Origin of the sequence: Shewanella sp. NFH-SH190041, assembly GCF_024363255.1 — a bacterium.
In the GTDB taxonomy this organism is placed as follows: domain Bacteria; phylum Pseudomonadota; class Gammaproteobacteria; order Enterobacterales; family Shewanellaceae; genus Shewanella.
This window is the reverse complement of record NZ_AP026070.1, coordinates 795,561-817,332: the sequence shown is the minus strand read 5'-3', so window position 1 is coordinate 817,332 and position 21,772 is coordinate 795,561. Positions and strand designations below refer to the sequence as shown.

16 protein-coding genes and 2 tRNA genes are annotated in these 21,772 nt (G+C 44.1%); 8 read left to right on the top strand and 10 right to left on the bottom strand.

The window, feature by feature from the left end:
- Positions 1-82 precede the first annotated feature (82 nt).
- From NFHSH190041_RS03665 to NFHSH190041_RS03645, 5 genes are all read right to left on the bottom strand, one after another.
- Positions 83-898 (bottom strand): DUF1338 domain-containing protein, encoded by an 816-nt coding sequence (locus NFHSH190041_RS03665; RefSeq protein WP_261923952.1) that lies wholly within the window; start codon positions 896-898, stop codon positions 83-85.
- A gap of 337 nt (positions 899-1,235) precedes the next feature.
- Positions 1,236-2,696: a succinylglutamate-semialdehyde dehydrogenase gene (gene astD, locus NFHSH190041_RS03660; protein WP_261923951.1), complete on the bottom strand. Its 1,461-nt coding sequence runs from the start codon at positions 2,694-2,696 to the stop codon at positions 1,236-1,238.
- Between the two features lie 5 nt (positions 2,697-2,701).
- Entirely contained in the window at positions 2,702-3,727 is a 1,026-nt protein-coding gene (gene astA, locus NFHSH190041_RS03655) for an arginine N-succinyltransferase (protein WP_261923950.1), read from the bottom strand.
- A 63-nt stretch (positions 3,728-3,790) separates the two neighbouring features.
- Entirely contained in the window at positions 3,791-5,011 is a 1,221-nt protein-coding gene (locus NFHSH190041_RS03650) for an aspartate aminotransferase family protein (protein ID WP_261925026.1), read from the bottom strand.
- Positions 5,012-5,449: 438 nt separating this feature from the next.
- On the bottom strand, positions 5,450-7,933 hold the full coding sequence (locus tag NFHSH190041_RS03645) for a S9 family peptidase (protein WP_261923949.1): 2,484 nt from the start codon (positions 7,931-7,933) through the stop codon (positions 5,450-5,452).
- A gap of 897 nt (positions 7,934-8,830) precedes the next feature.
- Here NFHSH190041_RS03645 and NFHSH190041_RS03635 point away from each other — a divergent pair.
- Positions 8,831-9,562, top strand: a complete 732-nt coding sequence (locus NFHSH190041_RS03635) for an IS1595 family transposase (RefSeq protein ID WP_261925025.1) — start codon at positions 8,831-8,833, stop codon at positions 9,560-9,562.
- Between the two features lie 222 nt (positions 9,563-9,784).
- Here NFHSH190041_RS03635 and NFHSH190041_RS03630 read toward each other — a convergent pair whose 3' ends face one another.
- Positions 9,785-10,354 (bottom strand): anthranilate synthase component II, encoded by a 570-nt coding sequence (locus NFHSH190041_RS03630; RefSeq protein ID WP_261923948.1) that lies wholly within the window; start codon positions 10,352-10,354, stop codon positions 9,785-9,787.
- 205 nt (positions 10,355-10,559) lie between these two features.
- Positions 10,560-11,018 (bottom strand): inhibitor of vertebrate lysozyme family protein, encoded by a 459-nt coding sequence (locus tag NFHSH190041_RS03625; protein WP_261923947.1) that lies wholly within the window; start codon positions 11,016-11,018, stop codon positions 10,560-10,562.
- A 567-nt stretch (positions 11,019-11,585) separates the two neighbouring features.
- On the opposite strand from NFHSH190041_RS03625, the gene NFHSH190041_RS03620 reads away from it, so the two are divergent.
- From NFHSH190041_RS03620 to NFHSH190041_RS03610, 3 genes are all read left to right on the top strand, one after another.
- Complete coding sequence (locus tag NFHSH190041_RS03620; protein ID WP_261923946.1) at positions 11,586-13,982, top strand: DUF1561 domain-containing protein; 2,397 nt, start codon at positions 11,586-11,588, stop codon at positions 13,980-13,982.
- Positions 13,983-14,839: 857 nt separating this feature from the next.
- Positions 14,840-15,640 (top strand): FTR1 family protein, encoded by an 801-nt coding sequence (locus tag NFHSH190041_RS03615; RefSeq protein WP_261923945.1) that lies wholly within the window; start codon positions 14,840-14,842, stop codon positions 15,638-15,640.
- A gap of 491 nt (positions 15,641-16,131) precedes the next feature.
- The gene (locus NFHSH190041_RS03610) at positions 16,132-17,082 is read left to right on the top strand and encodes an IS30 family transposase (RefSeq protein WP_261921717.1); all 951 of its coding nucleotides are present in this window, start codon (positions 16,132-16,134) and stop codon (positions 17,080-17,082) included.
- Between the two features lie 1,327 nt (positions 17,083-18,409).
- Here the strand turns inward: NFHSH190041_RS03610 and NFHSH190041_RS03605 are convergent.
- Positions 18,410-19,012, bottom strand: coding sequence for a hypothetical protein (locus NFHSH190041_RS03605; protein WP_261923944.1), 603 nt, complete (start codon positions 19,010-19,012; stop codon positions 18,410-18,412).
- A 250-nt stretch (positions 19,013-19,262) separates the two neighbouring features.
- On the opposite strand from NFHSH190041_RS03605, the gene NFHSH190041_RS03600 reads away from it, so the two are divergent.
- The 3 genes from NFHSH190041_RS03600 to NFHSH190041_RS03590 all read left to right on the top strand — a co-directional run bounded on the left by NFHSH190041_RS03600 (position 19,263) and on the right by NFHSH190041_RS03590 (position 20,742).
- The gene (locus tag NFHSH190041_RS03600) at positions 19,263-20,390 is read left to right on the top strand and encodes a DNA cytosine methyltransferase (RefSeq protein WP_261923943.1); all 1,128 of its coding nucleotides are present in this window, start codon (positions 19,263-19,265) and stop codon (positions 20,388-20,390) included.
- A 169-nt stretch (positions 20,391-20,559) separates the two neighbouring features.
- Positions 20,560-20,635, top strand: a tRNA-Lys gene (locus NFHSH190041_RS03595).
- 31 nt (positions 20,636-20,666) lie between these two features.
- Positions 20,667-20,742: transfer RNA gene (locus tag NFHSH190041_RS03590), tRNA-Lys, on the top strand.
- Positions 20,743-20,746: 4 nt separating this feature from the next.
- Here the strand turns inward: NFHSH190041_RS03590 and NFHSH190041_RS03585 are convergent.
- Entirely contained in the window at positions 20,747-21,070 is a 324-nt protein-coding gene (locus NFHSH190041_RS03585; RefSeq protein ID WP_261923942.1) for a hypothetical protein, read from the bottom strand.
- A 2-nt stretch (positions 21,071-21,072) separates the two neighbouring features.
- Here NFHSH190041_RS03585 and NFHSH190041_RS03580 point away from each other — a divergent pair, with 2 nt between their 5' ends.
- Complete coding sequence (locus NFHSH190041_RS03580; protein WP_261923941.1) at positions 21,073-21,318, top strand: hypothetical protein; 246 nt, start codon at positions 21,073-21,075, stop codon at positions 21,316-21,318.
- A 54-nt stretch (positions 21,319-21,372) separates the two neighbouring features.
- Here the strand turns inward: NFHSH190041_RS03580 and NFHSH190041_RS03575 are convergent, their stop codons facing one another.
- Entirely contained in the window at positions 21,373-21,756 is a 384-nt protein-coding gene (locus NFHSH190041_RS03575; RefSeq protein WP_261923940.1) for a hypothetical protein, read from the bottom strand.
- Positions 21,757-21,772 lie beyond the last annotated feature (16 nt).

Genomic DNA, 21,772 nt, shown 5'->3' with positions numbered 1-21,772 from the left:
GTCAGTCTACCCTGCTCAGGCAAAAAACCCCACCGACACAAAATATGTGCAATGGGCATAAGCTGCAGGTTCAGCTTACGCCTCAATCCTGCCGACCGGCAGCATGGGTACTTTCAAAAATCTTATCCGCTGACGCGGCCACAAACCCCGGGTACAAAGTGCCATCTGCCATGGGATAACGCAGAGCAAATTCATAAAAACAGCTGGGGATCATCAACTGACCATCACTGAACGTCACCAGCAATTTATCTGCCATGGTAGAAGACTGCTCCAGCAAGACCTCGGCCGAGCCTTTAATCTCGCCACCAGCAGTATTTAATACAAAACCATGCTGTTTTAGGGTCTGATTAATCTCGGCTAAACTGTCAAACGCCTGCAGATGGTTAACTGAAACCGTAAAGTGGTTAGCACGATAACCAAAAGCCGCAACCCAAGCCGCATACTCACTCTCAGCTAACAAGGTCTCATAAGTGCCGGTATCTAACTGCCAGTGCCGGCCAGAATAGAGGAAATTATCCGCCTTAACCGCCTCCGGCGGCAGTTGCTCAAGCAAGTTAGCCACCGTCTGTTGCAACTTGTCACTGCACTGAGCCAGCAAAAGTTCAGAGATAAACACCTTAGGTTGAGTTGGGTCTGGATGCTCAAAGTGTCGGGCATATAACTTCTTGGCTTTAAAGTGGTATTCACCACAGGCTACATAGCCTAGCGCTTCAAAGTGTGCCGCTAACACCGACAAATTCACTTGGGGCAAATCAAAGGTTCTCAGGGCAATATGATCATTGATAATGCCCCCGCTTTGCCCCTGCCCTAATAGCTGGTGCACCTTGGCCGCGGATGGGGTCATCTGGATATAGTCCTGCCACATGGCGGCAAATAGCTGGTTCACATCAGTGTGCATGCTTGCTCCTTAAACCGCCGAATAATATCGGCGGGGTACTTGGGCCTGTAGACCTTTCAAGTTTATTTTTGCAGCGATTTGAGGGTGCTTTATACCAGGCAGAGGCTTTGGTAGCTAGTGCGCTACCTGATAAGCCAATCACGCAGTAGAAAGAAACCTCAAACACTGCCGACGGGTTCGGCTAAAAGCGTTTTCCGCTTTGTTGCGCGGTTCTTGCTTAGCATAACTAGGCGACAAACCGTTCGCCGCGATTAAAACGCTTTTATCTCGAACAAAATTCAATCCCAAAGGTCAACAGACCCTAGGTAAATCACATTAGGTATCGATATTCAGTCTGCTATAGCGTCAAACCCGGGCTAAGGCTGGCCGGTAACGCAACCCCGTCAGCTTCAACCGATGCCACAGGGTAAGCGCAATAATCCGCGGCATAAAAAGCCGATGCCCTATGGTTACCCGACGCACCGACACCCCCAAATGGCGCTGAGCCGGACGCGCCAGTGATCTGCTTATTCCAGTTCACAATGCCAGCGCGGATACGAGCCAAGAAATAGTCAAAGTCATCCCGACTATCCGCCAGTAAACCGGCGGATAAGCCATAACGGGTTTGATTGGCCAACGTAATCGCTTCATCAAAATCTTGATAGCGCACCACCTGCAGTAGCGGGCCGAAATACTCTTCGTCCGGTAACTGCGCAATATCGGTAACATCAATCAAACCTGGGGAAACCAACCCGGTGCCAGGTTGCAAATGGGTCAGAGACACCAGTGAGCGTCCCCCTAACACTTGCAAGCGCTGCTGCGCTTCACACATGCCCTTCGCTGCCTGCTCAGAGATCATTGACCCCATAAAGGGCTGAGGATCATCATTCCAACAGCCAACCCGGATTTTGCGCACCGCATCAGCTAACTGCACTAACAGCGCATCGCCATCATCCCCCTCGGGCACATACAGACGCCGCGCACAGGTACAACGCTGGCCAGATGAGATATAGGCAGATTGGATAATATCGTGCACGGCCGCCTTGGTATCGGCGACATCTTTAACGATCAAAGGGTTATTTCCCCCCATCTCCAGTGCCAGAATTTTACCCGGATGGCCTGCGTACTGCTCATGCAGCAAATGCCCGGTGCGGGAACTGCCGGTAAAGAACAGTCCATCCAACCCAGGATGCGCCGCCAACGCTTTACCTGTGTCTAATTCCCCCTGCACCAGATTAATCACCCCGGCAGGCAAATCTGCGCTATGCCAGAGCTTTATGGTTTCTTCCGCCACTTTCGGGGTTAATTCCGAGGGCTTAAACACTACGGTATTACCGGCTAATAGAGCCGGAATAATATGACCATTGGGCAAATGCCCGGGGAAGTTATAGGGGCCAAAAACCGCAACCACACCATGGGGTTTGTGGCGCAGAACCGCCCGGCCGCCCGGCAATTCTTTTTCACTTTGGCCGGTACGTTGTTGATAAGCTGACACTGACAGTGGAATTTTCCCGATCATGGCTGCGACTTCGGTGACCGTCTCCCAGCTGGGTTTGCCGGTTTCACGGGCAATCACTTCTGCCAATGGGGCTTTATGCTGCTCAAGTTGCTGCCGAAAGGCCTCGATAATGGCCAATCTGGCCTCAAATCCCAGCATAAACCAGTCAAATTGGGCATCACGAGCTGCGCTCACCGCCGCATCAACTTGGTTGGCTGTGGCGCCATTGCCCTGCCACAGGGTTTCACCGTCTGCGGGATTGAGCGAACAAAATGCTTCCCCTAACCCATCTTGCCAACTGCCATTAATATATTGTGTCATTTCTGCTATCCCTGTAATGCTAAGATCCGTACCGGATCGCCATCCTTAACCATCAGTGCATCTGCCGTATCCACACTCAGCACCGCAATATCTGACGCTTCATTCACCAACAGCGGTGTCATTACGGCCCGATACTGAGCCACACTGGTGTTAGCCACCATATAAGTCTCGGCGCTGCTATCCACCTCACCCAGTTTAACTGTCATCTGCCGACTAAGCTGTACTGAGCGAATCGCCTGCAGATCACACTCCACCGTTGGCCCGCCATCAAAAATGTCAACATAACCCCGGCAGCGGAACCCTTCCGCCTCCAGCAGGCGCAGTGCAGGCCGAGTATTAGGATGCACCTTACCGATCACTGCTTTGGCATCATCGGGTAACAATGCGACATAAATCGGGTTACGGGGCATCATCTCCCCCATAAACGACTTACGTCCAAGCCCTGAAAGGTAATCAGCCCGGACAAAATCAATGCCGATAAAGTGTTCCTGCAACCATTGATAAAAGGGGGAGTTCCCCTGCTCATCACAGACCCCGCGCATTTCAGCAATCACAGTACGACCAAATCGCTCTGGATGCTGGGCGAGAAACAAAAATCGGCTACGGGAGAGAAAGCGGCCATTGTTGCCTTCCCGATGACTGTCATGCAGAAACAGGGTACACAACTCCGCCGCACCGGTGTAATCGTGACATAGGGTCAGGGTCTCCACTTCATTGCGCACGTCAATCTGCTCCGAGTGATACACCTCAGTCCCTAGGCGGTAATGATAAAAGGCATCTTCCATCCCCACCGCGGCTTCCAGCCCGCAGGTACCAACGACCTGGCCGCTGTCTGTATCTTCCATCACCATCAGATACCCCTCATCAAAAGGGGTATCCACCTGCTTGGCAAAGGAGGCTTCGGCCTTGATAATCTTATTGCGCAGCAGTTCTTCATTCACCGGCAAAGAAGTAAAACCATGGCCGGAATCCCGGGCAATCTGCAGCAATGCATCAAAATCTGCCAGTTGGATGGGACGTATGATCAACATCAGAAATCTCCTTATTTACCGGTAGGGCATTCCCTGCCGACAACTCTGAATCACGTAGCCCAATCAGGCCTTCGTTACCTTGGCCACCGCTCGCTCAAACCGCATCAGTCCTTCAGTAATATCCTCCATCGGGATCACCAGTGACGGCGTAAAGCGCACCACATTGGTACCCGCCACCAGACACATCAGCCCCTGGGCAACAGCAGCCTGTAAAAAGTCCCGACTGCGGCCCTGGTAACGCTCATTCAGCACCGCGCCCAGCAACAGTCCCTTGCCACGGACTTCACTGAACACATCATATTTCGCATTAATTTTTTCCAGACCCTGACGGAATAACTGCTCGCGCTGACGGACCCCATCAAGTACTGCCGGGGTATTGACCACAGACATCACCGCATTTCCCACCGCGCAGGCCAAGGGGTTACCACCATAGGTCGACCCATGGGTACCGACTTTTAGATGAGCGGCAATGTCTTCCCGGGTCAACATAGCCGCAATGGGAAAACCGCCCCCCAAGGCTTTGGCGGTGGTGAGAATATCCGGCACCATATCGGTATTCATATAGGCATACAGCGCCCCGGTGCGCCCAACCCCAGTCTGCACTTCATCGAAAATCACCAAGGCATTGTGTTTATCCGCTAAGCGGCGCACTGCGGCAAGAAACTCTGGGTGAGCCGTAATAATGCCGCCCTCGCCCTGCAGCGGCTCAAGCATAATGGCGCAGGTACGGTCAGAAACCGTCTGCTCTAATGCTGCAATATCATTGTAAGGCAGGTGGGTAATGGCCTCTGGCTTGGGGCCAAATCCATCGGAATAGGCCGCTTGGCCGCCAACACTGACGGTAAAGAAGGTGCGGCCATGGAATCCCTGATTAAAGGCAATAATCTCATCTTTCTCTGGCCCGAACTTATCACTGGCGTAACGGCGTGCCAGCTTCAGCGCCGCTTCATTGGCTTCTGCTCCGGAGTTAGCAAAGTAGACCTTATCAGCAAAGGTGTGCTCCACCAGCGCCGTGGCCAAGGCCAAGGCTGGCTCATTGGTCATCACATTAGACAAATGCCACAGTTTCTGGCTCTGTTCAGTTAAAGCGCCCACCAACGCCGGATGACAATGTCCCAGGCAATTGACAGCAATACCACCGGCAAAATCGATATATTCCCGCTCGTTTTGATCCCATACCCGGCTGCCCTGTCCTCGAACCGGGATCACTGCCGCAGGGGCATAATTAGGCACCATCACCTTGTCAAACTGTTCGCGGGTCAACTTCGTCTTGTTATCCATCATCATTATTGTCCTTGTTTGCCGGGCATCAGCGATGAAGTCAGATCATCTCTATCTTCCACTGTTACCGGGGTGCGGCTGAATATGTAAAGAGAATCCAAACAGAGTTTTAATGTTTATAGCGACATTATTAGCGAAAATGTGATCTAAAAACCAGTTTTTGGCAGCTTTGTCTTGCTACTTAGCTCACATTGCTGAATAAAGATGAGAAATAGATAAGGATAACAGCGTAAAAATGCACAATATTTCGCATATATAAGCACAAAAAAGTTTTGTTTCTTTTGTTTTCACTATATATGCACAATATATGAATAAATAAACTAACTTTGCGTCCACGACAACCTGTCACTGGAACAGTGATAACAGCTTAAATACACTGCATTTAGCGTCTGAACATACCATGGCGGGATCACCACGCCATGGCATTGTCAGTAACAACGATTATTTCAGCGTCTGTTCAAATAAACGTAAAATTCGCCGGTACTCATCCAGCCAGCTAGAAGCTTGCTTGAAACCATGGGGTTCAACCGGATATACCGCCATCTCAAACATGGGCTTTTCCAGTTCAATCAATCGTTGTACTAAACGAATTGAATCCTGGAAGAACACATTATCATCCAACACACCACTCATGATCAGCAGCGGTTTTTGCAACCCTTGAGCGTGTTCAATCGGTGAGCTGCGCTGGTAAGCGATAGGATCAAGCTGCGGCGTATTAAGAATATTACTGGTGTAGGGTGCATTGTAATGGGCCCAATCAGTTACCGGCCGTAATGCCGCTCCGCTCTGGAACAGTTCCGGCTCAGTGAACAGCGCCATAAAGGTTAGAAATCCGCCATAAGAACCGCCATAGGTGCCAACTCGACTAGGATCCACATTGGCATGCTGCGCCAACCAGTTAACCCCATCTTGCAAATCCTCCACTTCCGGGTGCCCCATCTGACGATAAATGGCGGTTCGCCAATCGCGACCATAGCCCTTGGAGCCGCGATAATCCATATCCATGACGACATAGCCTCGCTGGGTCAGCAGGTTATGGAACATAAACTCACGAAAATAGCCGGAGAAACCGAAATCAGCATTCTGCAGATACCCTGCTCCATGGTTAAAAATAACCGCCGGATACTCAGCTTGGCGCGCAGGATCAAACCCCTGAGGCAAATATACTCGGGCATATATTTGACCGGCGCCGTGGGATGACGGCACAGCAACCACCTCCGGCGCCTGCCAAGGATAATCGGTAAAGGTTTGGCTAGTGTAATGGGTCAATTGCCGCATCGGCTGCCCAATAGGTTGCAGATATAACTCTGATGGCTGGGTGCGACGCGATGCACTGAGCAGCAAGGTATCTCCGGCCGGATTGAGCTGATAATCCAAATTACCATCCCAATCTGTCACCGCCTCACTGCGGCCTGTGGCCAGCTCGATCCGATACACATTGTAAATTCCGGGGTGGGTTTTATTGGCTTTGTAGTAGATATAACCGCCATCTGGAGACAACTGCAGATCGCTGACCACAAACTGTCCGGCAGTCAGCGCACGGGCGGTTTTACCCGGTGCTTTAACGTACAGTTGGGAATAACCACTCTCCTCTGACAGGTAATACAGGGTGTCACTCCCCGGCAACCAGCCAAACTGGTTATGGGTGTAGTTAACCCAGGCATCATCATGCAACCTATGCTGAGTGATCAATTTTCCTTTAGCCAAATCCACTGTGGCAATCCAGCGGTCTTTGTTATCTTGCGCCTCCAGCATTATCGCCAACTGGTTATCACTGTCATGCCATTGCATCGCACTTTGCTGCCAGCCCCAATCCATCATCAGGGCAACCTCTCGGGGAGCTGATTGAGTCTGGTAATCCTGCCCGTTTACCGCAGCATTTTCGGCTTTCACCGCCGCCAGCACATCTTCATCAAATCCCGTCAACCCTTCGATAGTCAGGGGATAATGACGCTTTGCTTGCAGATCCAATATCCTAAACTCTTGACCGCGGCTGTCAGCTTCCGCCACTCGGGCTCGCACCGACACGGCATCCACATACCCGGTTTTGGCCAGATAATCAGGCATAATGTCATGCTTGTCTCGCCAGCTCGCCGATTTATCCGCCAACGCCAGCACAGCATAACGTCCGTCAGGGGAGAGACTCATCTCCACTATCCTATGCTTATCCCCCAAATAAAACGGCGCGGGCGCTAATGTCGGATCCTGCTGCTGTAATAATTCTCGCTGTTGCTGGCGCTGCTCAGCCTTAAGTTGCTGCTGAGCCACATAGTCAATTAACCTGTGCTGCTGTTGCGCCAGATATCCTTTTGGCGCAACAACCCCCTTGGGCGCAGCTTTCATCTCAATTTGGGCCAATTGCTCAGTCAATCCTGAGGCGGGATCGACTTTGAAAATCTGACCATCCGACCAGTAAGCCACCTGGTTATCAGTTAAAAAACGCAGATTCTCAATCCGGCGATGACTTCGGGTTAACTGGGTCACCCGGCCATCAGCCAGTTGCTTAACAAACAAATTGCCCTCATAGAGCCAAGCCTTCAGACTGCGATCTCGGTTATAGACACCATTGGCCTGATCCGCTTGATGCAAGGTCGCCGCAGTAAGTTGCTCACTGTTACCACTGGCCAATTCCAAACGATAATAATCAGCAAAAGCGGCCTGACTAGCCTGACGGCGGTAATAAATACTGCGGCCATCATCGCTAAAATATCCCCCTTGAGCCAATATCCCCATCCAATCTGGATTAGCCATAATCTGTTTTAACGTCAGAGACTTACCTGCAACTGGCGGGGCAGTAAAATGTAATTTTAGCAAAGCATCTGTCGCCGCATTGGTGGAAGCCGAAACACTGGTTGGCGTTGTGGTATGAGCACAGGCAGACAGCAAAGACAGCGTCAGGGCACTGACGGCGAGATGTTTAAGCATGGGACATCCTTATTGATACTTAGCTGTTCGAATTTCCTGAAACAGCGTGCAGCCCATCTTTATATCAATATTCAATCACTGGCATAAGCGGCTGAAAAAACTTGTCACATTCTTTTACTGCCTCAATCAGGCGGTGGGATAAGTTTGATTTACTCAAGTATTTGCTACAGTGAATATAATCCTCAGCGCCTTCCAATAGTGACAATCCGCTATCAAAACAACATAAGCCACGCCTTTACCTACGCAGAAGATGTCAACCCCATGACCAGTTCTATTGCTAGGACAAGCCAGTGAAGGACAGCCATATAGCGATACCTTTAATAACAGCGACAACATCTTTGGTGATGGCAACTGGAATGGTGACCGACAACGCTGTATATCCCGCATTTAGATTATCCCCATGTGGTATACGGCACAGACCGAGTCGGCATACCTTTCGATAAAGATGGCTTTGAGCGCTTTATCATCGCCAATGGGCTAAAACACAGGCTATCACAAGCAGAAATAGTCAACCTGCCGACTGGTAGATGAAGTTTGATCTGAAAATATCCGAGGAAATACCCGGAATTGTGGGATGGGCACTGCGGGTGTTCTAGCTAACAATCAAGAATCTGGGGAATCTGCTTAATGATTATTAGGATGTACTTAAAAAAGGCGCTTTCGGCGGAAATTCAATGGTCAACGCCAGCATTCATGACTAGGGTCTGTTGACCTTTCAAGTTTGTTTTTGCAGCGATTTGAGGATGCTTTATACAAGGCAGAGGCTTTGATAGGTAGTTGCGCTACCTAATAAGCCGATAACGCAGTAGAAAGGCGCCTCAAACGCTGCCCGCAGGGTTCGGCTAAAAGCGTTTTACTCTTTGTTGAGCGATTCTTGCTTAGAATAACTAGGCGTTTATAGATTGGCAACGTCAATTTTATTCAGAAAATGCCTGTCTTGATTACCTGAAAATGCAGCGATGGCCGGATGGATTTATCTGCCCTAAATGTGGTCATCGTCAAGCCTATCAAATCCATACCCGTGAGCTTTATGAATGCTGTCAGTGCCATAAGCAAACATCTGTGACATCTGACACGCTGTTTCACGGCACGCATATCCCGCTGTCTAAATGGTTTACGGCCATTTATTTTATAGGGTCAGACAAAGGCGGAATATCAGCATTACGGCTCAAAAAGCTCATTGAAGTTAACTGGCGAACGGCAAGGTTGATACTGAAAAAATTGCGTATCGCAATGGGGCACAGAGACAGACTGTATTGGTTATCTGGCAACATAGAATTGGATGATTGCTTGGTTGGCGGCAAACAAAAAGGTAAACGTGGTCGAGGCGCGGCAGGGAAAACACCGATAATTGTGGCCGTTGAAACCCAAGGTGAACGAGCCGGCTATATTGCCATGCAGGCTGTTAACCGTATCAGCCACCAAAGTGTCGAGCAATTTGTGCAAGCGCATATTCTCCCCAATCAATATGTTCGCTCAGATGGGCTACGTGCATTGACTATCATTGATAAAACCCAGCATCACGAAGCCAGAGTGACGCCGAAAGAAAATCGCAGAAGAATAGAAAAACAAATTCCTATGCGGCTGTTAAATATAGCTATTTTTCATTCACCTATGAACTCATGCTGAGCAAAGTGCATAGGCATGAAATTTAATCACGAAACGTCAACAGACCCTAAGGACAATACGTTTACCACCGCTTTTATAACAACAGTGAACTCGATGTCAAAAACCAAGCGTCTCTTTAGCAAATGAATCTGGGGATCAGTTACCAGTGCTAACCTGAATAGCGCCTCACATTAGGCGTGTTACCGATAAAAAAGGTAACTATATCACCTAGGGTACTTTCTTTTATTTTTGCAAAAAGTTCTGCAGTAACTCGTGTCCCTGCAGGGTAAGCACAGACTCTGGATGAAACTGCACACCATAGACGGGCAGCTGACTATGGCTCATGCCCATAATTTCCCGGCCACAGTTGGGATCATCAAACCAAGCATCTAAATGAAAATGCTCCGGCACTCTATCTAATAGTAATGAGTGATAACGGGTCACCTGTAATGGATTAGCCAGCCCAGCAAATACCCCGCCGCCATTGTGACTGATACGACTGGTTTTACCATGCATAACCCGACGGGCTCGGACAACATTAGCACCAAAAACCTGCCCAATAGCCTGATGACCAAGACATACCCCTAATAATGGAATTTCACCGGCAAATTCAGCAATCGCCGCCAACGAAATTCCCGCCTCATTAGGTGAGCAGGGGCCGGGAGAAATAACCAAATGCGCAGGGTTTAAACGACGGATGTCACTGAGGTTGATTTCATCATTGCGCTTAACCAGCACATCCTGATCCAACTGCTGAAAATACTGCACCAGATTAAAAGTAAAAGAATCATAGTTATCGATCATCAACAGCATGATTATTCCATCGTCCCCTTTGCCGCAAAAGAGTGTGACAACCCAGCTTGCCCACCACTTCATAAAACTGGCCGCAGATGCTATCACAGCAACCTGTGACAATCATCTACTGCAGCAGGATTGAACTGCGACAAAATAGCCATTTAACATGGCTATTCGCGAATAGGCTCAAATATCCTCTTTACCTGAACAAACCTGAAGATAATTACTGCCAGTTAGGGTTTTCATTCAGTAGCTTAACCAGCATTTGCTGCTCAGCGTGAGAAGGGTTGCCCATAAACCAGTAAGTAGCATATTTACTTGGCGTAATAATCGCTGCATCGACATCTTCCACAGCAACAACCAAAGAGACGCCGGCGGTATTATCAGCAGTCAAAGTAATCATAAAATTGCCGCCACAATCATGGGGCTTACAGAAGTTAGTCGCAGTATAAGTTTTACCCGCAATCTGTACATTCCCCATTGGAGCCGTCACTTTACTTTGTTGATACACCCAAGCAGGAATTGGCTTATTCGATACGGCTGGAATTGTCGGTAGTTGCTGAGCAGATTCAGCAACGGGGGTAGGCTGCTCAACTTTAGACGTCGCTTTCTGTTCATCATTACCAGAATGACAACCAACCAAAGCAACCATAACACCCGCAGCCAGCAATACATTTTTCATCTTTATTACTCATTTTAACCAATCACACTAGCTTAATATTGTATTGCATTTACGGGCCATGAAACATGCTAAGACATTAAAGATTGTCAGAGCTACAATATCATACAGGCAAAATAAAATAGATTTTTAAGAATCAATACTAATACTCAATAATTCAACCAACATATTGATTACAAAAATAACAAGATAAATCCATTTCTACACATCAAGAAAATCATCATATTACTTTATTTCTCTTCAGTTTATACTCACGCAAATAAATAGTTTATTTTTTCATATGGTTACCGAAATGACTGAATAATGAGTTTCTAAATGTCTCCAACAGAAGTCATATTTTTATAAGAACTACAAGAGATATATTATTCAATTAGTTTTATATAACATTTTAATTTATAATAAAAACAAATTTATTATTACACCAATATCATTGAGCATCTGCATGTAACCCTATACCTTTAATTGTGGTTTGATAAAACAACCAGTTTCATAATAATAACCAAAATATTACAATCACTTATGCAATTAACCACTAAATTTAGGGATTTAGTCAAAAAGGTGGTGTAGCGTATGTATAACTTATATAACATCAGGCGATTTAATTTATTTTTTTGTCTATTACTTTTAATGTTTTCATCTTACTCATCAGCAACTATAGAACCAGAAAAAACAGATAGTCCTGTAGATTCAAATTTTGAAGTCTTACTTAGAAACAATAATACTTACTGTGTTTCTCCATATTTATCATCAAAAGACAATGTTTATTATGCTTATGAAGCTGCAAGAGCAGATAGTCTAGACTGTATTACATACACGTGGAGATATGATGTGCAGGGTCATATCTCCACATCTATTACTGATAATAATAATGATGATAGATTCCTTTGCATGACTGATACAGCAACGAGTAATAGAAATACTTATTACTATATTGAATTAAAACCTTGTTCAATAAATAATACTAGGCAGATATGGAAATATAATAATCAAACTCAGCAAATGGTTAATCAACATACAGGAAATCGATTACAAGAAATCAATTGGTTTTTAGCAACATCAGCTAATACAGGTAATTTATATGATTTAAAAGTAACGGGAAGACAAATATTATTTGCCCTTGTTCCACCGCCAATGACACTTTCATATGATTTTAACTTTCATTATTCATACAATGCTAAATCCTATAATCGCATCTTGGGAAAAGATGGAAAAATTAGTAATGGAACATTACGTTACAATCCTGCCAACAAGCAAATATCAACCATCATGCCTGACGGAAAGCAATACTGTCTTCGCTCAAATATGATCGGGAGTACTAAAGATAGTGAATTTATCAGCTTTCAACAATGTCCTGATAAGTATGCTGATGGTATTACACCACTACCACTGAAGTGGAATATAACATCCAGTGTCAATGGCCAACTAAACCAAAAAAGTTTTATACTTGAAATCGAAGATGTAAATGGCAATATCTTCGGTGTAGAAAGAGCTGGCGGTATTGATATAGGTACCGGATTTACAATAAAACCAAATAATCTAAAACAAGTTCCAGATCGGTTTAAACCGCTCTATGTATTCAACGATGCAGGTGAAACAATTGGTAGGCAGAGCTATATTTCCGGAAACTATTTTGGTTCATTAAGGAATAATATCTGTCCCAGTCCAGGCACCTTTACTAACCCACCCGATAATAGCAGCATGTTGAGATTACCAGCTAATTTCAATATTAATTTATGGCTATCTCGATTATATAAAATATCAACGCATCCTGGTGGAAGTGTTGCTGCTGGCACCTGTGGACCTTGTTTTCTCCACGCTATTGAAATGGTATTGGAAATGCATCGACACGGTAACATGCCTCCAATCATAACTGCCAGTCCACAGTTTTTCACCCTCTCCCCTCGAACGACATCTCTTGATAGTTTTCGAACTAGATATCCAGCAGCATTCTCTAATTTCAGACAGATATTTGATGATATAAATCCAGGACAATTTGATCCATTAAATACTCCCCGCGATGAGGTGCTCTCTGCTCAGCATCTTGCCAGTAATGTTTTATCCACCATGCTGGGTGGTTCAGGACTCACTATTAATTCCAGAGTTTATTACAATCGTCTTCGCGAATTAGGATATTTTGAATATCAAGCGATGTTAAATACGATGAGAAATAGTCCTGTAGGAACAATGTTTATTCTTACCTACAGCCTAGTGAATCAACAGGGACAAGAAGTTGGCCACGCGCTTTCTTTAGTCAGAACTGCAACTGGTTTACACCTTATTCCATCAGCTGAATCACCTCAAACAACATTACAGCAGTTTACTCAAAGGGTAACTACTGATATTCAGACACCCGCGACGTTGGAACAGGCTTTGAGATTATACGCACCGGCCAGTTATCCTCATTTAACAGAAGCGGTAGTATTTACTTTATCTCCATCACTGCCAACGACACCGGAAGAAAGTTTTGATCAAAATATGCTTTCCGTAGGGAATTGCACTATCGGTGGAGCTGCTGGTGAATTACCAAATGTCGATCACGGTTCAGGAAGTGGCATCTCTTTCGCTGCGTTAGGCGTATTATTCCAATGCATAGGTGGACGCTGTAATTCAAGCAGAAAGTTGTTTGATGCTGATAATGCATCTAGCTTTACTCCAAACTGGGGAAGGTGTGAACATTTACAATGGTTAAATGGCCGCTGGAGTTGGAATGGCGGTTCCTATTGGGCAAACAGATTTAAAAATCCTAGTAGTTGTTGGGCTGCAAACCGTTGTCAAAGTGGTGGCGCCTGCTATCGCTGGACAAATTCTGAAGATATTGGCGTTTGTCAGCATTTATGGCGCAATCATCAAGGACGTTGGACTTGGTTTGATACCAACAGCTTTACTCGAGAGCAAACCTGTCGCGATGCCAATCAATGTAATAAAGGCGGAGCCTGTTACCGTTGGAATGAAAAACGACCACAATAAAATCGATTAACACAAAGCCTTTATCACTAAGAGTTATCCTGAGCCATAAACACTATAGGTTCAGTGATAGCTCTCTTTAGCATTGAGATAACTCATCAAATCATTGTGAATTTGCTAGATTATCCACCTCCTATCCACCTCAAAAAATAGCGCCAGTATACCTTCCCATAATGTCAGATACTGGTAACTAACAAAACAAAGAGAATGTTAATGCCGATTTTTTTACAGGAAAAGTTTACGAACTCGACCAGAAACGACGAATAATGCAATAAGGTTTTTGTCAGAGACAAGAACAGGATACTAACCGAAATTAACTATGGTTAGCACTGCTAAAGCGCTTTGCTGAATTTCGGATACCAAAAGTCAGCAGCAGATAATCGGGCGGAAAATAAGAGCAACGATGAAGAAATATCCTTCACAAAGGAGCACTACACAATGTAATAGATATAAATCATAGTGATATGCTATTCAATATGAGTAAATAGAATAAAAATAAAACAATTCTAAAATAATAGAAAAGATCTCTACTAAAATCGGCTACAAGCTCCCCAAATGAGCCAATAATATTGATGAAGCATCCATCATATTGTTCCCCAACAATGTTCATCAAGTAAGTAACCATTTGTAATTTTTATACTATCACTATAATAAATTCACGAAAAACAGAAATTATATAGAGCAAAAACAGCAGTTACTGCTAAATTTTAATTATGAATATCATACACTAATAATAATAAAAACTTAAAGATCACATTTAAACACCAAATCAACCCCAAATACTTCACAGCCAAACTATTGAACAAAGTCGAATTTGAGAATAGCATTCAATCTCATTTGCTTTCACCTGAGATATACCTATGTTTGATAGCTTTATTATTACGTTCCGAGAAGGGTTCGAAATGGCTCTTGTTGTTTCACTTTTACTCGCAGCAACAAAAGGAACTACAGATAGCAAAAAATGGATACTAGGGGGAACTGGGATTGGCCTTGTTATCTCACTTACGCTTGGTGTTATGGCTTTATCTAGTGATTTCATTTCGAGTCTTATTCAAAATAAAATTACTAATTTTTTAATTCTGATATTTGCTGCAACCTTAATTGCTTATACGGTCATCTGGATGAAGATACAAGGACGTAAGATGGCAACAGATATTAAAGAAAAAGTGAATGCTGGCAATGCCGTCAAAAGTCTTGGCTTAGTTGCATTACTCACTATCGTAAGAGAAGGAGCTGAGATTGTACTGTTTACACTGGGACTGATGGCCAATGACAATTCAATTGGAACAATCAATATTGCTATTGGAGCGCTAGGCGGGGCTGTTTCAGCTGGTATTATTGGTGTAATGATGTATCTTGGCTTGATTCGAGTAAATATTTCAAAAGTCTTTAATACATTTAGTTTTTTAATGACATTTCTAGCTGCTGGAATGTATGCCAACGCTGTAAGTAAGTTAGTAAAAGCCAAGTATCTGACATTAGGCTCATTCCAAGTATGGGATACCTCAGCGTACTTTGACCATCATTCGAACCCGATCGCGCTGTTTGCTCATGTTATCTTTGGTTATGCTGAAAAACCATATATGATTCAGATCATTACTTACATAGCCGCGCTTGTAATTATATTTTCTATGTCGAGCCATATAAGTAAAAAAGCCTGATTGATAAAAAATAGCCGAATAACATATTGAGTTATCAGCCAACCATGTTTGGTTACGCCGGCGCGCATAACAAGGCATAAGTATCGTCAAACAAACCTTTACCATTGGCATACTTTTGATGGTATCACACGCTTGTTTTGGATTTTTGCCCAGTGCAATATCAGCTTTATATTGTCAGGCAACCTTGCAGACAGTCGTGATATCCACATCTGGAAAACACCCAATAGCAATGGATTGCTTTTTACCATTAAAGGTATATTTCAGTAACAATCATTTACTGCCCATCTTTCTTGATAGGCATTTCAGCCCGATCACGTCAGTATCTGAAAATTCCAGCTCTGTCGCAGCGGCTTCAACTGGATTGGCAGGTAGCGATTTTAATAACGCTTGAATTCAGATAATAAGTGCACCACTCATGGTTAAACGGTAAGAAGAGATCAACTGCCTGTAGGTGGTACTCTATCGTCGCCAAACAAATAGAAGTCATTACCATGAGTTACAAGCAGTTGATCGAAGGGCAACGATACCAGATCGAAGCCTACCTACGCGAGGGCTTCAGCTATCGAGCAATCGGCAAACGCTTAAAAGTGAGCCACAGCACGGTGAGTAGAGAGGTTCGTCGTAACCGTATTCGTGACAATCATTATTTGCCTGAAGTTGCACAGGCCAAGACAGTTAAGCGCCGCTGCCAGGCTGCCAAAAATCGAGTGTCTGTAACGACCGTCACTTTCGTTGAGTTCGGACTGAAGCAAAAGTGGAGTCCAGAACAAATCGCGGGCGTAGGTCAACTTATCGGTTACCCTGTCAGTCATGCATGGATTTATGGCTTTGTTCAGCAGGACAAGCAGCGTGGCGGAAAGCTCTATAAAGCGCTGAGACGCGGTCATCGTAAATACCGCAAAGGCTGTCGTGCGAAACGGGTTATCATTCCAAATCGCATAGGTATTGAACACCGGCCGGCAGTTGTCGACGAAAAAGCACGATTAGGTGATTGGGAAGCCGATACGGTGTTGGGAAAACAAGGCACTGGCGCTATAGTCAGTTTGGTTGAACGCAAAAGCAAACTGTATCTAATCCGTAAAGTGCCCGCCAAAAGCGCAGCCGATGTGAGCCGAGCCATGATAGGCATGCTTTGGCGGTATCGCAGTCACGTTCACACTATCACAGCGGACAATGGCAGCGAGTTCTGTGACCATCAAAAGGTTGCACAAGCACTGAAGGTAGATATCTATTTCGCCAACCCATACTCATCATGGGAACGTGGGTTGAATGAGAATTTCAATGGTCTGTTGCGGCAGTATATCCGCAAGGGAACTGATTTACGCACGGTAACGGATAAGCAAATTGCTGACATCGAACGAGCACTTAACTCACGTCCGAGAAAGTGCCTTGGTTTCAAACAGCCTGCTGTAGTATTCGATGAATTACGAAAAGCAGCTTAATGAAGCGAGTGGTGCACTTCGGGGTTGAATGCGCGCGTAGTGGTAAACCTTAATTTCTTTTGCATTTCAGTTCCCTCACTGTTCAATGAAAGCAAAGGAGTAATATATAGAGGAAACTAAAGTTATTACGGGTCAGCGAAAGCAGGTCAGACACAGGGGATTCAAACAGCGGCCGCCCGGCCCGTTTGCATCTATTTTGAGTCCAAAGTTTTTCTCATCAGTCCGGAGCAGTACCAGAAACTGACAAAGAAGAGAAAATGTTACTGCTAACTTTTAAAGGAAGTGTTTACGAACGCGGCCAGAGACGACGAATAATGAATTGAGAATGTCGTCAGAAAAAGGACAGAATATTAACCGGAATCAGTTATAGACAGGACGAACTAAAGAGCTTCGCTGAAATTTCGGATACAAAAAAATCAGCGCTAGGCTGATTTTTAAGTTTGGTACCAGAGGTCGGACTCCAGCCGTCACACTTTTAAGAGCGGGCCGATGTTTTGAACAGGAATCCCTTGGATTCAATAATCATAAACTCCAGATACAAAAAAATCAGCGCTAGGCTGATTGTTAAGTTCGGTACCAAAGTTCAGACTCAAGCCTTCGAGCTTTTAAACGCGGGCTGATGTTATGAATAGGAATCCCTTGGATTCAATAATCCCAAACTTCAGATACAAAAAAATCAGCGCTAGGCTGATTTTTAAGTTTGGTACCAGAGGTCGGACTCGAACCGTCATGCTTTTAAACGCGGGCTGATATTATGAACAGGAATCCCTTGGATTCAATAATCCTAAACTCCAGATACAAAAAAATCAGCTCTAGGCTGATTTTTAAGTTCAGTATCAGAGTTCAGACTCCAGCCGTCATGCTTTTAAACGCGGGCTGATGTTAGGAATAGGAATCCCTTGGATTCAATAATCCTAAACTCCAGATACAAAAAAATCAGCTCTAGGCTGATTTTTAAGTTCAGTATCAGAGTTCAGACTCCAGCCGTCATGCTTTTAAACGCGGGCTGATGTTATGAATAGGAATCCCTTGGATTCAATAATCCTAAACTCCAGATACAAAAAAATCAGCGCTAGGCTGATTTTTAAGTTTGGTACCAGAGGTCGGACTCGAACCGACACGCTTTTAAGGGCGGGGGATTTTGAAAATCTTGAATTTCCCACACGAGCACATTATCTACTGTACGGACTCTACTGTGACGACAACAAATCCTGAGTAAACTAGTCAGCTATGAGCAAAGGATTTTGAAAATCTTGAATTCCCCACCAGTCTGCATCATCTACCGCACGAACTCTACTGTGGCGACAACAAATCCTGAGTAAATTTATCAACTATGAATAGGAGTTGTTACCTGATCCTTAATAATAATTACCCTAGAATTAAAACGGTTCAAAGCCTCTTCACACTTATAAACCATCTCACATTCTTCAATTCTCAGCACAACGATTCCATTTTTTTGAACATATCCATACGGAATACTTTTTCGATATCGCTGCTTACGTGAAGCCCCATCTGCCTGCCGATCATAATTTTTCAAGTATCCAGCTATCCAATTATTAAAATAACTATCAGCTAAATCCTTACCTGCAATAACTCTAACTTCAACAGAACTATAGTCTCTAGCATAAGAACAAAATAGATGACTTACCTCGCAATCCTCATGTAGCTTTTTTAATCCTGTATTCAGATGATATTGATACTCATAAGATGATCCTTCGGTTGAGGATTTTACTTCCCACCCCTGCAAATCAGCTCCTATATTTCCTGCACCATTACAACCTGTTAGTAACGAGCCAAACAGCTCCCACAAAACAGACGGCACAGAGCCAGGAACCTTCAATCCATGACTAGTAAGCATTTCAAATAAATCCGGCTTAAAAATATGTGTTTTATAAAACACATATGCCGCATCAATTTTAGAAACAGACATAATTCTAAGTCTCTTCTTATATATTTATATTCAAAAACAAAGAAAATAGACTGAATTCAACGTATAGAAATGTCAAACTAAATATTTAAAAAACAATCAGTTGCACTTCTAAAAAGTAATATCCAACAAAGATCTGTAACACAGCCCTTGAATCTCTTGAGAAATAACAACAAAGTTGAGATATAGTAGCAAACTCGATTTTTTTAGTGCAAAATCACTGTACGTAAATACAGTATTAAGGCTCATGCAAATGCTCAAAAAAACCTCTATTAAGCATATAAATTCCGAACAGTCCCCAAAAACAAACGGTGATATAAACTTGCCTAGAAGTGCAGATTTCTTTGCTGGAAGTGGTTTAGTTTCAGAGGCTATGAGAGGAATTTTTAGCACTGTTTGGGCAAATGATATTTGTGAAAAAAAAAGCAACGTCTTTGTGGCAAATCACTCTTCAGATATTTTTCACTTAGGTTCGGTTGAACAAGTCGATGGTAATGACCTACCTAATCATGAATTATCTTGGGCAAGCTTCCCTTGCCAAGACCTTTCTGTTGCAGGTAATCAAAATGGGATTAACGCAAAACGAAGTGGAATGGTATGGCAATGGCTAAGAGTTCTTGATGAAGTCAAACAACGTCCCAAAGTCGTAGTAGCTGAAAACGTTGTTGGTTTAATTACTTCAAAAAATGGGGAAAACTATTTAGCTTTACACGAAGCTTTAATAGAAAGAGGCTACAATGTTGGCACTGTGTTATTGGATGCCATTAACTGGGTACCACAGTCCAGACCTCGTATTTTCGTCATAGGAGTCAAGTCAAGCATTCCCATCGATCCTTTTATACGTAATGATGCAACTTGGTGCCACAATGATGCAATCAAGAAAGTTGCAAAGTTAACATCTAACTGGATTTGGTGGAATTTACCACAACCTCCCAAGCGAACATCAACGATTGAAGCAATTATCAACTTTCAAGCACCAGTCTTTGATGATGAGAAGACTCGAAAACATTTAGAGTTAATCCCTAAACAACACCTAGAAAAAATGTTGGAATGCACTAAGTATGGCCAAAAAGTATTTCCCGGTTACAAAAGAATGCGAAAAGGGAAACAAGTTCTAGAACTAAGATTCGATGGCATTGCGGGATGTTTACGCACTCCAAGCGGAGGGAGCAGTCGACAGTTTGTGGTAATTTATAATGGCAAGGATTTCAATATACGATTACTCACTGTCAGAGAAACAGCCAGATTAATGGGAGCATCTGATTCTTTTTCCATACCTGGAAGTTACAATGATGGTTATAGAGCTATGGGGGATGCTGTAGCGCTTCCTGCTGCAAGATACCTTGCAAAAGAACTGCTTGCAAAAATAGCTTCTATCTAAAGCATAAACTCGTTCAAAGGATAGTAGCGATACTTTTTCTCTACGCTACTATCAAACCAAGAAACAATAACCACCCGACCCAGCAGAATAAAAAACAAGCAACCAATTTTTATACCCCAATTTATTCTTGCTTAAGAAAAATGAACAGGATAATATCCGCGGCATTGATGGGTCGTTAGCTCAGTCGGTAGAGCAGTTGGCTTTTAACCAATTGGTCGAAGGTTCGAATCCTTCACGACCCACCACTATCAATGTTTTAACAATCTCTCCAATAATGGGTCGTTAGCTCAGTCGGTAGAGCAGTTGGCTTTTAACCAATTGGTCGAAGGTTCGAATCCTTCACGACCCACCATTATTCAGTATAAATTTACCAACACAATCATTGAATTCTCATACCTCTGATTTCCCTCAATAACCTTGTTAGCCGCCTTTTCTGCTGCATACCAAACCTGACCAAGTTCCGAATCACGATCCAACTGATAAGCTGCATAACACTCTGCTGGCTCCACTTCCTGCTCTTCAAAGTACCTAACAGCAAGCTCTAAACCTTCCTGAGCCAGATAATCTGGTACATCACCTATACCTTCAGTACCTAATTCAAATTTACTCATCATCGTTATCCCAATTTTCCCTAAAAATGGCGTTACACTATCTAGCCATTTGACATACCCAAAAGACATTTATGCCCACACTAAAGCTGCCACTAAAAAAGCTCGTTATGACAATCATTTGGGAGCATGAAGCTCATGAAGAAGACGCTACAATCAATACGGCGCTAACAGCACTGTCACTATCTCAAAAGCAACTCGAAGCATTATCTGTCATCGAAATGGTGATTCTCCAACACTTCAAAACAGGTGTAGACATTTTATCCCAAGATTACTTAACAGGCTTAGAAACTGTTATTGCCCACACCGTCCTAGCATAAAAAAAATGGCTCCAAGCTTTCACGAGCTTAGAGCCATTTCTTTCAATTCTTATACTATCGAACGACTTTGCACATCTCATTGATATAGAACAGTCTATCTGATGGTGATAGCACCATGCCATTGACCATCATTAATCGAAGATTCAGAGAGTCATCATCATTAACCTTAAATTGCATCGCCATTAATGCACCGCTGTTCTTGAATTTACCCTCAATGTTCACCAAATTCCCACTGCCAGTGTTCTCTTTGCCTGTCCACACCAAATTCTTAGCTGAGCCTTCGACTATTGTCTGAAGCGTTTTACCACCACAACTCTGCAATTCGTGACTTTTCACCGTCTTTACAAGATCACTATCACCCCAAGCGAAAGCAGTTGAGCAAATCAGACCGGCACTTAAAACCGCTACAAGACCCACACTACGAATACCCAAAATCATATATTTTCCGTCCAAA

Coding starts and splice junctions, on each gene's coding strand:
- NFHSH190041_RS03665 (WP_261923952.1), bottom strand. CDS start 898: ATGCACACTGATGTGAACCAGCTATTTGCCGCCATGTGGCAGGACTAT.
- astD (WP_261923951.1), bottom strand. CDS start 2,696: ATGACACAATATATTAATGGCAGTTGGCAAGATGGGTTAGGGGAAGCA.
- astA (WP_261923950.1), bottom strand. CDS start 3,727: ATGTTGATCATACGTCCCATCCAACTGGCAGATTTTGATGCATTGCTG.
- NFHSH190041_RS03650 (WP_261925026.1), bottom strand. CDS start 5,011: ATGATGGATAACAAGACGAAGTTGACCCGCGAACAGTTTGACAAGGTG.
- NFHSH190041_RS03645 (WP_261923949.1), bottom strand. CDS start 7,933: ATGCTTAAACATCTCGCCGTCAGTGCCCTGACGCTGTCTTTGCTGTCT.
- NFHSH190041_RS03630 (WP_261923948.1), bottom strand. CDS start 10,354: ATGCTGTTGATGATCGATAACTATGATTCTTTTACTTTTAATCTGGTG.
- NFHSH190041_RS03625 (WP_261923947.1), bottom strand. CDS start 11,018: ATGAAAAATGTATTGCTGGCTGCGGGTGTTATGGTTGCTTTGGTTGGT.
- NFHSH190041_RS03620 (WP_261923946.1), top strand. CDS start 11,586: ATGTATAACTTATATAACATCAGGCGATTTAATTTATTTTTTTGTCTA.
- NFHSH190041_RS03615 (WP_261923945.1), top strand. CDS start 14,840: ATGTTTGATAGCTTTATTATTACGTTCCGAGAAGGGTTCGAAATGGCT.
- NFHSH190041_RS03610 (WP_261921717.1), top strand. CDS start 16,132: ATGAGTTACAAGCAGTTGATCGAAGGGCAACGATACCAGATCGAAGCC.
- NFHSH190041_RS03605 (WP_261923944.1), bottom strand. CDS start 19,012: ATGTCTGTTTCTAAAATTGATGCGGCATATGTGTTTTATAAAACACAT.
- NFHSH190041_RS03600 (WP_261923943.1), top strand. CDS start 19,263: ATGCTCAAAAAAACCTCTATTAAGCATATAAATTCCGAACAGTCCCCA.
- NFHSH190041_RS03585 (WP_261923942.1), bottom strand. CDS start 21,070: ATGTCTTTTGGGTATGTCAAATGGCTAGATAGTGTAACGCCATTTTTA.
- NFHSH190041_RS03580 (WP_261923941.1), top strand. CDS start 21,073: ATGCCCACACTAAAGCTGCCACTAAAAAAGCTCGTTATGACAATCATT.
- NFHSH190041_RS03575 (WP_261923940.1), bottom strand. CDS start 21,756: ATGATTTTGGGTATTCGTAGTGTGGGTCTTGTAGCGGTTTTAAGTGCC.